The organism is Rhizobacter sp. P5_C2 (assembly GCF_054049715.1).
In genome coordinates, this window is the sequence record NZ_JBFULV010000044.1 from 1 (window position 1) to 16,639 (window position 16,639).

11 protein-coding genes are annotated in these 16,639 nt (G+C 68.7%); 3 read left to right on the plus strand and 8 right to left on the minus strand.

The features are described 5' to 3' along the window. Positions 1 to 579: hypothetical protein (locus ACXJLU_RS17455; RefSeq protein ID WP_457333063.1), on the plus strand; the 579-nt coding region annotated here is incomplete at its 5' end. 311 nt (positions 580 to 890) lie between these two features. Next, the gene (locus ACXJLU_RS17460) at positions 891 to 4,460 is read left to right on the plus strand and encodes a fibronectin type III domain-containing protein (protein ID WP_457333065.1); all 3,570 of its coding nucleotides are present in this window, start codon (positions 891 to 893) and stop codon (positions 4,458 to 4,460) included. 31 nt (positions 4,461 to 4,491) lie between these two features. On the opposite strand, the gene aspS is transcribed toward ACXJLU_RS17460, so the two are convergent. From aspS to ACXJLU_RS17490, 6 genes are all read right to left on the minus strand, one after another. Next, complete coding sequence (aspS, locus tag ACXJLU_RS17465; RefSeq protein ID WP_457333067.1) at positions 4,492 to 6,288, minus strand: aspartate--tRNA ligase; 1,797 nt, start codon at positions 6,286 to 6,288, stop codon at positions 4,492 to 4,494. A gap of 135 nt (positions 6,289 to 6,423) precedes the next feature. Beyond that, a complete protein-coding gene (locus tag ACXJLU_RS17470; RefSeq protein ID WP_457333068.1) occupies positions 6,424 to 7,113 on the minus strand; it encodes a DUF502 domain-containing protein in 690 nt (229 codons plus the stop codon). A gap of 16 nt (positions 7,114 to 7,129) precedes the next feature. After that, positions 7,130 to 7,522, minus strand: coding sequence for an FmdB family zinc ribbon protein (locus tag ACXJLU_RS17475; RefSeq protein ID WP_457333070.1), 393 nt, complete (start codon positions 7,520 to 7,522; stop codon positions 7,130 to 7,132). Positions 7,523 to 7,603: 81 nt separating this feature from the next. Then, positions 7,604 to 9,067 (minus strand): high affinity choline transporter 1, encoded by a 1,464-nt coding sequence (locus ACXJLU_RS17480; RefSeq protein ID WP_457333072.1) that lies wholly within the window; start codon positions 9,065 to 9,067, stop codon positions 7,604 to 7,606. 83 nt (positions 9,068 to 9,150) lie between these two features. Then, on the minus strand, positions 9,151 to 10,698 hold the full coding sequence (gene ubiB / locus ACXJLU_RS17485; protein ID WP_073463721.1) for a ubiquinone biosynthesis regulatory protein kinase UbiB: 1,548 nt from the start codon (positions 10,696 to 10,698) through the stop codon (positions 9,151 to 9,153). Beyond that, positions 10,695 to 11,228 carry a hypothetical protein gene (locus ACXJLU_RS17490; protein ID WP_457333074.1) on the minus strand — a complete coding sequence of 178 codons (534 nt, stop codon included), beginning with the start codon at positions 11,226 to 11,228 and terminating at the stop codon, positions 10,695 to 10,697. Before ACXJLU_RS17490 ends, ubiB begins: the two co-directional genes overlap by 4 nt. A 103-nt stretch (positions 11,229 to 11,331) precedes the next feature. Here ACXJLU_RS17490 and galE point away from each other — a divergent pair, with 103 nt between their 5' ends. Next, entirely contained in the window at positions 11,332 to 12,354 is a 1,023-nt protein-coding gene (gene galE / locus ACXJLU_RS17495) for a UDP-glucose 4-epimerase GalE (protein ID WP_457333076.1), read from the plus strand. Positions 12,355 to 12,382: 28 nt separating this feature from the next. On the opposite strand, the gene ACXJLU_RS17500 is transcribed toward galE, so the two are convergent. Both ACXJLU_RS17500 and ACXJLU_RS17505 read right to left on the minus strand, forming a co-directional pair. Next, on the minus strand, positions 12,383 to 14,200 hold the full coding sequence (locus tag ACXJLU_RS17500; protein ID WP_457333078.1) for an alpha/beta fold hydrolase: 1,818 nt from the start codon (positions 14,198 to 14,200) through the stop codon (positions 12,383 to 12,385). Further along, on the minus strand, positions 14,190 to 16,634 hold the full coding sequence (locus ACXJLU_RS17505; protein WP_457333080.1) for a glycoside hydrolase family 2 protein: 2,445 nt from the start codon (positions 16,632 to 16,634) through the stop codon (positions 14,190 to 14,192). The genes ACXJLU_RS17500 and ACXJLU_RS17505 overlap by 11 nt, the downstream gene beginning before the upstream one ends. Between the last annotated feature and the right edge of the window lie 5 nt (positions 16,635 to 16,639).

Sequence of the window (16,639 nt, forward strand, 5' to 3'; positions counted from 1 at the left end):
GTGTCGCTGAGCTTCACAGAGCCATCGGTCAACCCGAGCGGCACGCTGTACACGGCGAGTTGCGCAACCGTCGATACCGGCACCACGGTCGGCACGGGCAGCAGTGGCCACACCCCCTTGAAGGTCACCGGTCTTGCCAACGGAAGCACCTATCTGTGCGGGATCACGTCCACACTGGCGGGCAAGGGAACAACCAAAGCGTCGGCTCCAGTGGTGCTGCCGGCGCTGGCTACCGTTCCCGGCGCGCCGACGAGTGTGTCTTTGACGGTCACCTGCAGCGGATCGCAAGGAGGTATTTCCGATGGGACCGTTTCCTGGGGTCTTCCGAGTTCGGATGGAGGCGCCGCGGTGGACTACTTCACCGTAACCCTCGTGCAAAGCGCCACCGGCAGCACAACCTCGAAGACGACCCAGAACACCACTGGCGCGGCGCCCGGTTCAATGCAATGGACTGACATTGGCAGTGGTGCGGGCAAACTGACCGTCAAGGTATCGGCACACAACGCCATTGGCAATGGTCCTACCGCTGACACGGCTCCAAAGGCCGTCTCATGCTGGAACGGTCAGGTTGCGACCTGACAAACGACGACCCGCCATCCAAAACACCGCCCTCCCGGGCGGTGTTTTTCATTCATCCCGCCTGCGTCGCCAGCGGATTCCTCAAGCGAATGTGCAGCTCCCGCAGCTGCTTCTCATCCACCGGGCTCGGCGCATGCGTCAGCAGGTCCTGCGCGCGATCGGGCATCGCCAACGCTGTCACACCGCCGTCTGCACAGAGTCTCCATATTTGACCGCCAAGCTCGCATCCCTCCGCAACCCAGGGATCGGACATGACCACAGCATCGCTTTCTCCAGCTCGCACCCTTGCTCCATGGCTTGGCTTCCCCCTGATGCTGCTGGCGGCTTGCGGAGGCGACGGCAGTGCAGACGGGGCTGTCGGTGATGCGAGCCTGAGCGCACCGCTCAACCTGCAGGCCATTCCGGGCGATGCCTCGGCGACGCTGAGTTTCACCGTCACCGTGCCGCGGACCGACCTGCTCTTCCAAGTCAGTTGCAGCGCTGACAACTCACAGGTGACGGTCAGCATGGTGTCGCACGCGACCGGCACCGAACAGATGCAGGTCACCGGCCTGACCAACGATCTCGCCTATTCGTGCACCGTGGCCATCACCGATGCCAGCGGCGCCAGCGCGACCTCACAGCCGGTCCAGGTGACACCCACCGCGGCCGCCCCGGTTTCGCAGGTACCCGCAGCACCCACCGACGTGCGGGCCACGGCCGCCGATGCGTCGGCCATCATCAGCTTCTCGGCGCCCGTCGCTACGGTGTCGTCGTACACCGTCACCTGCCAGGGAACCGAACTCAACGCCTACAGCACCGGCACGGCCAGCCCCATCACCGTCCCGGGGTTGGGCAACGGCCAGCGCTATGCATGCAGCGTCGTCGCAACGAACAGCGTCGGCGACAGCCCGGCTTCGGTGCAGGTCGAGGTGATCCCGGCAGCACCCGATGCACCGCCAGCCACCCGCCCCGACACGCCGACCATCCTCGGCGCTGCACCATCAGACGGCGCCCTGTCGGTGAGCTTCGAGCCCCCTGCCGGCATGGCCCCGCTGGCTACCTACCGCGCGACGTGTTCGGCGACCGGTGTCGTGGTGACCGCCGAGTCCAGCGCTTCGCCGGTGTTCGTCCCGGGATTGCAGAACGGCATGCCCTATGCCTGCAGCGTGACGGCCAACACCGCCGCCGGCGCGAGCGACGCGTCTGCCGGCGTGACGGCCACACCGCGAACGGTGCCGGATGCACCACGCGGGATCTCGGCGACGCCCGGCAGCGGCGCCGCCACGGTGTCGTTCGATGCACCCTCGTGGAACGGCGGGGCGACCATCACGGCATATCAGGTGCGGTGCGTGGCCGGACTGCATGAAGCCAGCGTCGATACCGCCACCGCAGGCACGGTGGTCATCGCCGGTCTGGCGAACGACAGCACGTACAGCTGCAGCGTCACCGCCAGCAACGCGGCCGGCAGCGGCCAGGCATCGACGCCGGCGATGCAGGTCACGCCCGTGCTGTCGACCGGCACGCCGATCCCGAGCGTCGATCCGGTGCCTGCCGCACCCTCGCTCGCCAGCGTGACTGCCGGCAACGCGCTGGCGATCGTGAACTTCGCGCCGAATGCCCCGGACGCGTCCATCCTCTCGTACACCGCCGCCTGCACGACACGCGATCTGCCGAAGGCCAGCTTCAGCACCACGAGGGCGGGTTCGCCGATCACCGTCAGCGGCCTGTCCAATGGTCGCCTCTACGACTGCGGCGTCACGGCACGCAACGCGAGTGGCGACAGCCTGCCGTCGCTGAGCCTGGACGTCACGCCGCGACCCGCCGTGCCGCAGGCGCCGGAGTTGTTGTATGCAGAGCCCGCGAATGCGTCCGCCGTGCTGCGGTTCACGCCGCGCTCGGACAACGGCTCGCCGATCATCCGCTACGACGCGAGCTGCGACCTTCTGCCCGCTTCGGGCACGGCTTCGCCGATCACGGTCGACGGACTGACGAACGGCACGCGCTACGCGTGCACGCTCACGGCCACCAACGCCGTCGGAAGCAGCGAAAGTTCGAACGCGCTGCCCGTCAGGCCGCTGACCATTCCGGATCCCGTCCAGGGGCTCGCCGCCCAGCCGGGCGACGGCAGCGTGACGCTCAGCTTCAGTGCGCCCGCGAGCAACGGCGGCGGCGACATCTCCGGCTATGCCGCCCGTTGCAGCGACAGCAACGGTACGAGCAAGTCCGTCCTTGCCGAGAGCACCGGCAGCCGCTCCATCATCGTTGTCGGCTTGAGCAACGGCGTCAGCTACAGCTGCGCGTTGATGGCCACCAACGGTGCCGGAAGCAGCACGGCCAGCCTCGTTGCGACCCCCAACGCATCGCTGCCCATCGCACCGACCTTCACGCTCAGTGACCCCGTCATCGGCGATGGCGCACTGACTTTCAAGTTCGGCAAGCCGGCCGCCAACCTGAGCGACGTCAGCTACGCGGTGGCGTGCAAGCAGACTGCGACACAGACTCCGGTGTCGCCAAGCGGCCTGAACCTCGCGGCGAACCCATTCTCCGCATCGCTCACCGGCCTGCTCAACGGCATCAGCTACACCTGCACAGCCACTGCCACCAACAGCAAGGGCTCGGTGTCTGCCAGCGCCAGTGCCACGCCGAACAAGGAACCTGCCGCACCGACCTATGCCGCCGGCAACACCGTCATCGGCGACGGCGCACTGACTTTCAAGTTCGGCAAGCCGGCCGGCAACGGTGCCGACACGGCCTACTCGGCGACCTGCAAGAACACCAGCACCAACGCCGGCGTCACGGCCACCGTCGCCACCGGCACGGACCCGTTCATCGTCTCGCTGACCGGGCTCGCCAACGGCAGCAGCTACACCTGCACCGCCGTCGCCACCAACAGCAGGAGTTCGGCCTCCGTCAACGCCAGCGCCACACCGTACACGGCACCGACCACCCCCACCGTGCTGAGCGAAGGCAACGGAAGCTCCGTCGGAAACCAGGCGGTGACAGTCGCCTTCGCTGCTTCCTCGTCCACCGGCGACACAAGCAGCAGCCTGATCTACAACGCCAGTTGCACCAACATCGCCAACGCGGTCGACCAGAAGATCGTCAGCGGCAGCGCGAGCCCGATCGTCGTGTCGCCACTCACGAACGGCGCGACCTACCGGTGCAGCGTCACGGCGAAGAACAGCCATTCAGCGGCAAGTTCTCCGTCGGCCGAGCTGCAGCTGAGCCCGTACACGCTACCCGACGCACCAGGTCTCACCGTCAGCGTGATCGGCCCGCCCGCGCTCGTCACCGACGCGACGGCAAGCGACTATTCGTCCGCAGCGAATGCCAAACTGAAGCTCACGGTGACGGCGCCGGCATCGAACGGCGGCCGAGCCATCAGCCGCTATGACCTCGGCTGCGCCGCCGCCGGCCAGGCCAGCGTCACGCCGGTCACGCTGACGGCAGCGGGCCCGGCGACCCTTGCCGGGCTGGCCAACAACGTCAGCTACAGCTGCTGGGCAACGGCCCACAACGTCGGCGGCGACAGCGCTGCAGCTGGTGGCGTCGCGTTGACGGCGAAGACTCAGCCAAGCGTTGTGACGTCGGTCAGCGCCTACGTCTGCAGCAGAAACCGTATCGTGCTCAAGTTCTCTGCACCGGCCTACAACGGCGCAGCCGCCGTCACAGGGTACGTCGCGAAGCTCCTGGTCAACAACGCCAGTGGCGCCCTGGTCAAGACCTACGGCACGACGACACCGGGACAGACCACGTTCACGGGCCTCGCCTACGACACGGAATACTCCATGGCCGTGTACGCCTCCAATGCCGTGGGCGACGGCCCCACCACCACGCTGACGCGAAAAACCTCTGGCGAAAGCGGCTTCGGGAGCGGATGGGAAAGTTGCCCGGAATAGCGGCGCGGCCCTCCGGGGCCGCACCCTTTGCTCATCCCGCCTGCGTCGCCTGCGGATTCCTCAGCCGGATGTGCAGCTCCCGCAGTTGCTTCTCATCCACCGGGCTCGGTGCATGGGTCAGCAGATCCTGCGCGCGCTGCGTCTTCGGGAACGCGATCACGTCGCGGATCGATTCGGCCTTGGTCATCAGCGTCACCAGGCGATCCAGCCCAAAGGCCAGGCCACCGTGCGGCGGGGCACCGTACTGCAGCGCGTCGAGCAGGAAGCCGAACTTGAGTTGCGCTTCTTCCGGCCCGATCTTCAGCGCGCTGAAGACCTTGCTCTGCACCTCGGCGCGGTGGATACGGATCGAGCCGCCGCCCAGTTCCCAGCCGTTGAGCACCATGTCGTAGGCCTTGGCGATGCACTTGCCCGGGTCGGTGTCCATGTAGTTTTCATGGCCGTCCTTCGGCGCGGTGAACGGGTGGTGCACCGCGTTCCAGCGCTCGCCGTCGTCGTCGTACTCGAACATCGGGAAATCGACCACCCACAGCGGTGCCCACTTGTCTTCGAACAGGCCGTTCTTCTTGCCGAACTCGCTGAGGCCGATCTTCACGCGCAGCCCGCCGATCGCGTCGTTGACGACCTTGGCCCGGTCGGCACCGAAGAAGATCAGGTCGCCGTTGCGCGCGCCGGTGCGCGCGATGATCGCGGTGATCGCCGCGTCGTGCAGGTTCTTCACGATCGGGCTCTGCAGGCCTTCGCGGCCCTTGCCGGCGTCGTTCACCTTGATCCAGGCCAGGCCCTTGGCACCGTAGATCTTCACAAAGTCGGTGTAGGCGTCGATCTCGCCGCGGCTCATCTCGCCGCCACCCGGCACGCGCAGTGCCACGACGCGGCCGTCGAGCGCGTTGGCCGGCGCCGAGAACACCTTGAAGTCGACGTCCTTCATCAGCTCGGTGAGTTCGGTGAACTCGAGCTTCACGCGCAGGTCGGGCTTGTCGGAGCCGAAGCGGAACATCGCGTCGGCATACGTCATCACCGGGTACACCGGCAGCTCCACGCCGATGGTGGTGCGGAACACCGTGCGGATCATCCCCTCGAACATGCCGCGGATCTCTTCCTCGGTCAGGAAGCTCGTCTCGATGTCGATCTGCGTGAACTCCGGCTGGCGGTCGGCACGCAGGTCTTCGTCGCGGAAGCACTTGGTGATCTGGTAGTAGCGGTCGAAGCCCGACACCATCAGCAGCTGCTTGAAGAGCTGCGGGCTCTGCGGCAGCGCGAAGAACATGCCTTCGTTGACGCGGCTCGGCACCAGGTAGTCGCGCGCGCCTTCGGGCGTGCTCTTCGTCAGCATCGGGGTCTCGATGTCGATGAAGCCGTTGGCATCGAGGAACTTGCGCACCTCCATCGCCACGCGGTAGCGCAGGATCAGGTTCTTCTGCATCGCCGGGCGGCGCAGGTCGAGCACGCGGTGCGTGAGGCGCGTGGTCTCCGACAGGTTGTCGTCGTCGATCTGGAACGGCGGCGTGACGCTCGGGTTCAGCACCTCGAGCTCATGGCACAGGATCTCGATCTTGCCGCTGGTGAGGTTGCTGTTCTCGGTGCCGGCCGGGCGCGGGCGCACCTTGCCGACGATCTTCAGGCAGAACTCGTTGCGCACGCCCTCGGCTGCCTTGAACATCTCGGCGCGGTCGGGGTCGCACACCAGCTGCACCAGGCCTTCGCGGTCGCGCAGGTCGATGAAGATCACGCCGCCATGGTCGCGGCGGCGGTGGGCCCAGCCCATCAGGGTGACGGTCTGGCCCATCAGTGCCTCGCTGACGAGGCCGCAATACGTTGTTCTCATGTGTCTTCTCCGGAATCGGTCATCGTGGCCGGCGCGCTGCGCACAGCGCGCGTCGGCATCATCAAAGTGGTAGGCGTTGGCGGGCGCGCTTGCAAGCCCCGCGGGGTGCGCACCGGTTGAGCGGCTGCCAGGCGCTCAACCGGTCTGATTTCGCGGCTCGTCCGGCGGCGTCCCTTGCGTCGTCCCTTGTGACATCACCAGCGGCGGCGTGGGCATCGGCGGCGCCACCACGCCCATCGAGATCACGTATTTCAGCGCTTCGTCGACGCTCATCGCGAGCACCACCACGTCGGCGCGCGGCACCATCAAAAAGAAGCCCGAGGTCGGGTTCGGCGTCGTCGGCACGTAGACGCTGAGGTAGTCGCCGCTCAGGTGCGTGGCCGCCTCGCCGCCGGGGCGGCCGGTGACGAACGCGATGGTCCACGACCCGGTGCGCGGGTACTGCACCAGCACGGCTTCGCGAAAGGCATTGCCGCTGCTCGAGAACAGCGTGTCCGACACCTGCTTCACCGAGCTGTAGATCGACTTGACGATCGGGATGTGGTTGAGCAGCCGGTGCGCCTGCGTCAGCCACCACTGGCCGAACATGTTCGCGGCGAACATGCCGGTGAGCAGCAGCCCGGCGATCAGCAGCACGATGCCCAGGCCCGGGATGTTGCGCAGGTCGGTCAGCGGCTGGCGCGCGGCCTCGGGCAGCACCGCCTGCGAGGCCGAGACCAGGCTGCCGAACACGTCGTCGAGCAGGCCCAGCACCGAGTGCAGCACCCAGATGGTCACGGCCAGCGGCAACCAGACCAGCAGGCCGGCGATCAGGTATTTCTTCACGGGTGTCCTTGGGGGCTCACTGGCTGGGCGGCGTGCTGCCGCCCTTGGTGCCGGCGCTGGGGGGCGGCGCAGAGGCAGCAGGTGCCGGCGCTGCAGCCGGGCTGGCGGAAGGTGCGGCGGCCGGTTTGTCGGTCGACGCCCCGGCGCCGTCGCCACCGTTCTTGGGTGCGTCGGCCTTGGCCCCATCGCCCGACGCCGCGGCGCCGCCGCTGGCCGGCGGGTTCGATCCGTTGCGGAAGTCGGTGACGTACCAGCCCGAGCCCTTCAGCTGGAAGCCGGCGGCGGTGACCTGTTTCTGGAAGGCCTCGGCCCCGCAGTTCGGGCACACGGTGAGCACGGGGTCGGAGATCTTTTGCAGGACGTCCTTGGCGTGGCCGCAGGCCGCACACCGGTAGGCGTAGATAGGCATGGCTAAGCCTTTGATTCAAAACACGAAATTATAGGTGGCCCCGGCTTTGCCCTCGGGGCCCGCGGTTGCAGACCCCGGCGCTCAGCCGTTCGAGCCCGCCATGTGGTGGCGCGGCTCGCTCCGGTTCTGCAGCACCTGGGGTGCCAGCGAACCCACGATCATGCCCGCAAACGCGGCGATCAGGCCGGCCAGCTGCCCCGGAAAGTGCTCGCCCCAGCTGGAGATCTGCGGAAAGAACACCAGCCACACCGCGATGCCGGCGCCGAGCGACACGATGGCGCCCTGCGTCGTCGAGCGCTTCCAGTACAGCCCCATCACCAGCGGCACGAAGGCGCCGACCAGCGTGATCTGGTAGGCCGCTGAGACCAGGTCGTAGATGGGCGTGCCCTTCATCGCGATCGCGTAGCCCAGCACCAGCGCGGCGAACACGACGATGGTGCAGCGCATCGCGAACAGCTGCTCGCGGTCTTTCATGCCGGGACGCAGGTTCTTCAGGATGTTCTCGACGAAGCTGGTGCTGGGCGCCAGCAGCGTGGCCGACGACGTGCTCTTGATGGCCGACAGCAGCGCGCCGAAGAACAGGATCTGCATCAGCAGCGGCATCTTGGTCAGCACGAACACCGGCAGCAGCCGCTGGTAGTCGTTCTTCGCGAGGTCCAGCGCGTTCTCGCCCATCACGATGACGGCGCACGCGACGATGAACATCGGCACGAAAGCGAACAGGATGTAGCTCACGCCGCCGATCACCGCGCCGTTGCGGGCGGTCTCGGCGCTGCGGGCCGACATCACGCGCTGGAACACGTCCTGCTGCGGAATGCTGCCCAGCATCATCGTGAGGCCCGCCCCGACGAACATCGCGATCTCGGTGAAGCTGGGGGCCGGCAGGAAGTGCCACAGTTCCTTCTGCTGGGCGAGCGCGAACACCTTGTCGGTGCCGCCGGCCAGGTCGCTCGCGAACACCGCGATGACGCTCAGGCCGATCACCAGCACGATCATCTGGATGAAATCGGTCCAGGCCACCGCCAGGAAGCCGCCCACCACCACGTAGACCAGCACCGCGAGCGTGCCGACGATCATGCCGGCGTTTTCGGACATGGCGCCGTTGGTGAGCACCGAGAAGACCACGCCCAGCGCGGTGATCTGCGCCGCCACCCAGCCGAGGTAGCTCAGGATGATGGCCAGCGAGCAGAACACTTCGACGCCCTTGCCGTAGCGCTTGCGATAGAAGTCGCCGATGGTCAGCAGGTTCTGCTTGTAGAGCTTGGTGGCGAAGAACAGGCCGACCAGGACCAGGCAGGTGCCGGCGCCGAACGGGTCTTCGACGATGGCGCCCAGGCCGCTCTGCACGAACTTGGCCGGGATGCCCATCACGGTTTCGGCGCCGAACCAGGTGGCGAAGGTGGTGGTGACCACCATGATCAGCGGCAGGCTGCGGCCGGCGATCGCGAAATCGCGGGTGGTCTTGATGCGCGTGCCGGCCCAGACGCCCAGGCCCAGGGTTCCCAGCAGATACAGCACGACGAAGGAAATCAGGGTGGTGTTCATCGACCTGGGCGCGCGGCGCGGGGTTGGAGGCGGGCGAGATTATCCATGCAAGTGCCGGGCCCGGATGCCATCCGGGACCCGGGTTACCGCCAGTGCGTCATCACCTGCGTCGCGACCAGGCCGAGCACGAACCCCACCGCCCCGTAGATGATCGCCCGCAGCAGCCGGTTGGTGCGCCGCTGCTCGGCGAGCACTGCCTCGAGCAGGCGCGGCTCGGTGCCGCGCGGCTGCTGCAGCGCGTGGTGCAGCAGGCGCGGCAGCTCGGGCAGCAGCTGCACGTAGCGCGGCGCCTCTTTCTTCAGGTTCTGCAGCAGCCCGCGCCAGCCGACCTGCTGGTTCATCCAGCGCTCGAGGAAGGGCTTGGCGGTGTTCCACAGGTCGAGTTCGGGGTCGAGCTGGCGGCCCAGGCCCTCGACGTTCAGCAGCGTCTTCTGCAGCAGCACCAGCTGCGGCTGGATCTCCACGTTGAAGCGGCGCGAGGTCTGGAACAGCCGCAGCAGCACCTGGCCCAGCGAGATGTCCTTCAGAGGCCGGTCGAAGTGCGGCTCGCAGACCGCGCGGATCGCGCCTTCGAGTTCGTCCACCCGCGTGGTCGACGGCACCCAGCCCGACTCCACGTGCAGCTCGGCGACGCGCTTGTAGTCGCGGCGGAAGAACGCGATGAAGTTCTGCGCAAGGTAGTCCTTGTCGAACTCGGTCAGCGTGCCGACGATGCCGAAATCGAGCGCGATGTAGTGCCCGAAGGTCTTCGGGTCGAGGCTCACCTGGATGTTGCCGGGGTGCATGTCGGCATGGAAGAAGCCGTCGCGGAACACCTGCGTGAAGAAGATGGTCACGCCGTCGCGCGCGAGCTTCGGGATGTCGACGCCGGCATCGCGCAGCCGTTGCGACTGGCTGATCGGCACGCCGTACATGCGCTCCATCACGATCACGCTGGTGGTGCACAGGTCCCACACCATCTCGGGCACCAGCACCAGGTTCAGGCCCTGCATGTTGCGGCGCAGCTGCGCGGCGTTGGCGGCCTCGCGCACCAGGTCGAGCTCGTCGTGCAGGTAGTTGTCGAATTCGGCCACCACCTCGCGCGGCTTCAGCCGCTTGCCGTCCGACGACAGGCGCTCGATCCAGCGCGCGATGCTGCGCAGCAGCGTCAGGTCGTCCTCGATCACCGCGAGCATGCCGGGGCGCAGCACCTTCACCGCGACCTGGCGGCCGCTCTTCAGCGTCGCGAAGTGCACCTGCGCGATCGACGCGCTGGCCACCGGCTCGGCCTCGAAGCTCGCGAAGATGTCCTCGATCGGCCGGCCGTAGGCCCGCTCGACCAGCTGGCGCGCCAGCACGGCCGGGAACGGCGGCACGTTGTCCTGCAGCCGGGCCAGCTCGTCGGCCAGGTCATCGGGCAGCAGGTCGCGCCGGGTCGACAGCACCTGGCCGAACTTGACGAAGATCGGCCCGAGCCGCTCCAGCGCCTCGCGCAGCCGCACGCCGCGCGGCGCATGCAGCCGGCGGCCGAGCGTCATCACGCGCACCAGCAGCCGCACCCAGCGCTGGCGGAAGCCCGAGAGTGCGAGTTCGTCGAGCCCGTAGCGCAGGACGATGAAGCCGATGAACAGCAGGCGAAGCAGGTGCCTCATCGGGGGGTGCCGCCCCCGTTGCGGTTCACGAGGCCCTGCAGCACGTGCACGGCCTCGCGCAGGCCGCCGGCCACCATCGCCGCGAAGCGCGACAGCTCATGCGCGGGGGCCGGGCCGATGATCTTGGCCAGGTCGTCCTGCAGGTCCCAGCGCAAGTTGTCGATCAGCCAGCTGACGTCGGCGGCGAAGGCCGAATCGCCCTCGATGCCGACCTTCGGGCGCACGCCGCTGAACCACTGGGCGGCCAGCCGCGCCGGGTTCGAGGCGTCGAGCGTCAGGCGCAGGTCCGGATTGGCGGGCGGTTCCTCGCCGCACCATTCGAGCAGCCCGGCCGGCGTCACGCGGAACGCGATCTGCGGGGGCGCCGGCAGCATCGACGGCCAGCCGCTGAGCGTGAGCTGCACGCTGCGGCCGGCATGCGGCTTGAGGCGATCGGTCGCGATGGTCTCGGACGCGATCACGTGGTTGAGCAACAGGGTGATGCGCTCCAGCGCACCGGCGCCTAGCGACGCGAAGAAGGCATTCAGCATGGGCGGGGATTGTAGGTGGCGGGGCGCTGCCCTTCATCCCGGGGGCTCTCGCCGCGGCCCCTGCAACCTATGATCCGTCGCCCTGCGCAGAACGAACGATCCCATGCCCACGATCCTGCTGACCGGTGCCACCGGCTACATCGCCTCCCACACCTGGCTTGCGCTGCAGGCCGCCGGCTTCGACGTGGTCGGCGTCGACAATTTCGCGAACAGCTCGCGCATCGTGCTGGACCGGCTGGCCGAACTGGGCGGCCGCACGCCAGTCTTCATCGAGGCCGATGTCTGCGAGCGCGCGGCGATGGATGCGGTGTTCCGCCAGCATCGGATCGACGCGGTGGTGCATTTCGCGGCGCACAAGGCGGTCGGCGAATCGGCGCAGAAGCCGCTGGAGTACTACCGCAACAACCTGGGCGGGCTGATCAACGTGGCGCAGGTGATGCAGGACCACGGTTGCAAGCGGCTGGTGTTCAGCTCGTCGGCCACCGTCTACGGCCAGCCCGAGCGGCTGCCGATCACCGAGGATTCGGCGCTGTCGGCCACCAACCCCTATGGCACCACCAAGCTGCTCGGCGAGGAGCTGTTGCGCGAGCTGGCGCGCTGCGACGCGGCCTGGCAGATCGCCTTCCTGCGCTACTTCAACCCGGTGGGCGCACACCCGAGCGGGCGCATCGGCGAAGACCCGCGCGGCGTGCCGAACAACCTGATGCCGTACGTGGCGCAGGTGGCAGTCGGCCAGCGCGAGTTCCTGCAGGTGTTCGGCGACGACTACGACACGCTCGACGGCACCGGCGTGCGCGACTACATCCACGTGATGGACCTGGCCGACGGGCACGTGGCGGCGTTGGGCTACTTGCTCGCGCAGCAGAAGTCGCTGACGGTCAACCTCGGGACGGGGCGCGGCTACAGCGTACTGGAGGTGGTGAAGGCCTTCGAGCGGGCCAGCGGCAAGGCGGTTCCGTACCGCATCGTGCCGCGCCGGCCGGGGGATGTGGCGGCCTGCTATGCGGATCCGTCGAAGGCGCGCGAGCTGCTCGGGTGGTCGGCGACGCGCGACATCGACGCGATGTGCGTGGATGCGTGGCGGTGGCAGAGCGGGAATCCGCGCGGCTTCTCGTCGCCCGGGTGACAAACCGGGACCCCGATTGGCATCCGGGCTACTTGAAGCGCTCCTTCAACCGCCTGCCGATCGCCGCCACCACCTGCTGCCTCGCCGCCTCGCGCGAGAACGTGTGGTCGGCCTCGTCGATGAACTCGAGCGCGAGGTCACCGCTCTTGATCGCCCGCCGCGCCGTCTGGCGCGCGCCGTCCTGCAGCATGTCCCAGCCCGGGTCGCCCGCTGACACGATCAAGGTCACGTGCCGCTTCGCCGCGAACAGCTGCCGCAGTTGCCGCGACAGCAGCGGCCCGCGCGACGGGAACAGCAGCTCGTTGACCGCGCTCACGCGCGATGCCACCTGCTTGCGCAGGTGCGACAGCACCACGCCCGCGAGGTAGACCAGGTTCACCTGCCCGCGCAGCAGCTTCTTCCAGCTGTCGAGCCGGCGCATCGTGCCCTTGTAGTGCGCCACCGCCGAGAAGTGCTTCGTGTCGACCGCGTCGCCCTCGACCCAGCGCCAGGTCAGCGGGTTGATCAGCACCAGCTCGCTGATCTGCGCCGCCTGCTCGACCAGCCCGGTCTGGAACGCGGTGTACGCGCCCGAGCACAAGCCCATCAGCACGAACTCGCGCACCCCGAAACGCTCGCGCAGGCTGTGCAGCACCTGCTGTGCGTCGGGCACCGCGCTGTCCGGGTAAGGATGATTCTCGCGCCCGGCGCCGCGTTGCACGCTGTCGCCCAGGCCCTCCAGGTCGCAGCGCACCGTCGGGAAACCGAGCGCGGCCAGTTCGCGCGCCAGCATCACGTACAGCCGGTTCGGGCCCACGTGGTGCACCGTGCCGGAGTTGAACAGCACGACCATCGGCCGCGTGGAAGACTCTGCAGGGGCATCGGCCTGCACATGCAGCCCGAACAGCTGCCCCTCGGTGCCGAGCGCGCACAGCGTCTCGGTCAGCGCCACCGTGCGGCCATCGGCCGTCGCATGCGTGAAGCGCGCCTGCGTCGCCCCCTCCGGTGACGGCAACAGCGGCACCGCCGCCTCGCGCAGCGCCGTCTGCGCCACCATCCACTGCACGATGCTGTCGAGCGCCTGGCGCGGCACGACGGTGTGCACCGGCTCGGCCATCATGTCGGCATAGCCGGCGCAGGCGATCGCATCGGTCGCGATGCCGAGCGTCATCAGGTGCTCGCGCAGCGCGTCCTCCTCGCCGATCAGGTCGTCGCGCGCGACCAGCAGCGCGCGGCCGCTGACGCGCAGCGCCTCGCGCGTCAGCTGCACGGCCTTCACGGCATCCTGCGTCTCGCGGCTCATCAGGAAGCCCGCCGGCTCCAGCGGCGCACTCACCGGCCGCTGCCCGCCACCGGCCGCCATGTCGAGCGCCTGCATCTCGCGCACATGGCGCCGGCCCGAGGCACACACGTTCCACAACACCAGCCAGTCGACCTCGCGCTGCGCGGCGACCAGCGCCGCGAGCGTCGCGCCCAGCCGCACGCCGAGCAGCCCGACGCGCGCGCTGCCGCTGAGCGACTGCGCGGCGGCGATCGCCGCATGCACATCGTCCTGCCAGCGCTGCAGCCGGCCGGCGTCGGTCTCCAGCCCCGGCGAATCGCCGGTGCCGTGGTAGTCGAAGCGCAGCGCCGGCACGCCGGAGCGCGCGAGGTCGTCGGCCAGGTGGCGCAGCGAGCGGTGGCCGTGCGCGTACTCGTAGCCCATCGGGTTGCAGATCACGACGACCGCGTCGCGGCGCGGCACCGCATCGGCCACGTGGTACCAGCCGAACAGCGGCTGCTCGGCGCTGCCGAGCATCAGCGGCTCGCGCCTCACCTCGGGGCGCCGCGCGGCGTCCGGCTGCAACGGGATGTCGTCAGTCCGCACGGACGGTCACCGTCTCTCGCAGGTTCAGCGCACCGAGGTGCGCCTTGAACTTGCGCGGCGCGGCGTCCAGCGGACGAAAGCGCAGCGTGCGGCGCGACTGCGGCGCCATGTGGAAATGAAGATCGTCGGCCGCGTAGCCGGCGCATTCGACGTGCAGCGAGTGGATGAGCGCGGTGCTCTGCAGCGTCACCTCGACGCTGCCGTCATCGAGGCGCGCGGCCTGCGCCGTCAACGCACCGGCGCGCTGCGGCGGCAGGTTCAGCCCGTGCGGAAAGTGGAAATCCTCGGCCAGCGTCTCGCCCGCTTCGTTCTTCAGCCGCGCGACCGCCACATCGTGCTGCGGCGGCCCGAAGCGGTACGCATACGCGGTGTCGGCGAAGTGGCCGACCAGCGCATCGGCCTGCAGCGCGAGGCTTTCGTTCGCGGCCAGCATCACGCCGATGCCGCCACCGGCGGTGCGCACCTGGCCGTCCTGGTACAGCGCGAACTCGACGCTGCCCGCGAACGGCGCAGCGCCCTCGTTGTGCACCTGCAGCTGCAGCCCGTCGAGCCCGCCGTCGGTGATCAGCACGGTGCGCGGTGCCCAGGCGCGCTTCAGCACCCAGTACACCGCCTTCGGCCGGCCGGTGCTGTCGATCAGCCCCCAGCCGGCGCCCGGCCACAGGTCCTTCAGGAACCAGACCAGGCCGCCGCCGCAGACGCTGCCCGGTGCGCGCCATTCGGCGAACACGCGCTTCAGCACCTCGCCGGTCACCGCGCGCGAGAGCGCGAGGTAGCGCGCGATGTCGGTGCTGCGCAGCGCGACCGGATCGAGCCCGGTGAGTTCGCGCAGGTAGTGGTCGCGGATGTCCTCGAAATCCCAGCCGGCGCCGTTGTCGCGCGGCTGGCGCTGCTTCCACAGCGGATGGTGCGGAGCGATCGTCGGGTGGCCGCCCATCAGCTCGATGGTCTCGGGCTCGGGCACGTGCGAGAAGCCGAGGCACTCGGTCGTGAACTTGACGCCCGCGTGCTTCACATCGCTGAGCGGGCGGCGGTAGGCGCCGACGCCGTAGTAGTGCGAAATGCCGACGCCCACATGGAAGGGCAGTGCGCCCTCGCACGGCGACGAGCGGAAGTACGGCACGCCGGCGTGGCGGCTCGCGCAATGCGCCGGCAGCGTCTCGCTGAAGAAATCGTTGCTCCACTCCGAGGCCGGCAAGCCCAGCATCGCGGCCTGCTGCTCGACCTCGCTGCCACCGCAGTACGCGGCGATGCACGGGTGCGCCTGCAGGCGCTGGAGCTGCTGCTCGGCCTCGCGCTCGATCTCGGCGCGGAAGGCTTCGTCGGCAACCGGGTAGTCCATGTTGGCGAACATGAAGTCCTGCCACACCAGGATGCCGAGCTCGTCGCACAGCGCGTAGAACGCGTCCGACTCGTAGGTCATCGTGCCGCCGATGCGCAGCATGTTCAGGCCGCCGTCGCGCGCGAGCGTCAGCGTGCGGCGCAGTTGCAGCGGGTCGCCGTGCAAGCACAGGAAATCGTCGGTCGTCCAGCAGGCGCCGCGGCAGAACACGGGGGTGCCGTTGACCTGGAACTGCACGAGGCCATCGTCGCGCCGCACCTCGACCTGGCGGAAGCCGATGCGGCCGCGGTCGATCGAATGCCATTGCGTGCCCTGGCGCAGTTCGATCGCGCAGTCGTGCAATGCCGGCGCGCCGTGCGTGTGCGGCCACCACAGCGGCACATCGGGCAGCCGCAGATCGGCCGACAGCGTGTCGCCGTCGAGCGCGAGCGCATGAGTCTGGTCGCCGATGCGCAAGCGCGCCTCGGCCACATCGCTGCCGGCCGTCAGCGTGGCGCTCAGCCGCAGCCGGGCCACGCCACCCGCGGCATCGCACTGCAGGTCGATCGATGCGAGGCCGCCCGGCGACACCGTCTCCAGCCACACCGGTTTCCACACGCCGACCGGGTGGATCGGCGGCGTCCAGCCGGGGATGCGGCCGAGCAGCGTGGTGCGCACCCAGCGCAGGTTCTGCGCGTCGACCAGCGCGGTCTTCCAGCGCGGGCGCGGCTTGCGCGTCGCGAGTTCGGCGTCGAGCGAGCGAAAGCGGATGCGCAGCTCGTTGTCGGGCCGCAGCCTGGCGGTCACGTCGACCCGCTCGGTCGTGAACATGTTGCGGGTGCTCAGCACCGGCTCGTCGTTCAGCCACACGTCGGCGATGCCGGCGAGGCCGTCGAAGCGCAGTTGCTGGCGGTCGCCGCTGCGCTGTGCAGGCGCCTTGAAGCGGCAGCGGTACCACCAGTCCTGCGTGTCGTAGCGACCATGTGGCGTGTCAAGCTCGACGCCGAGGCTCGCGCCGACGGTGCCGAGTTCACGCACCGGCGCCCAGGCCAAGCCCTCAGCCGCACCCGCGGCGATCTCCCAGCCGCTGTCCAGTGCGATCGCCGAGTTCATGGCCG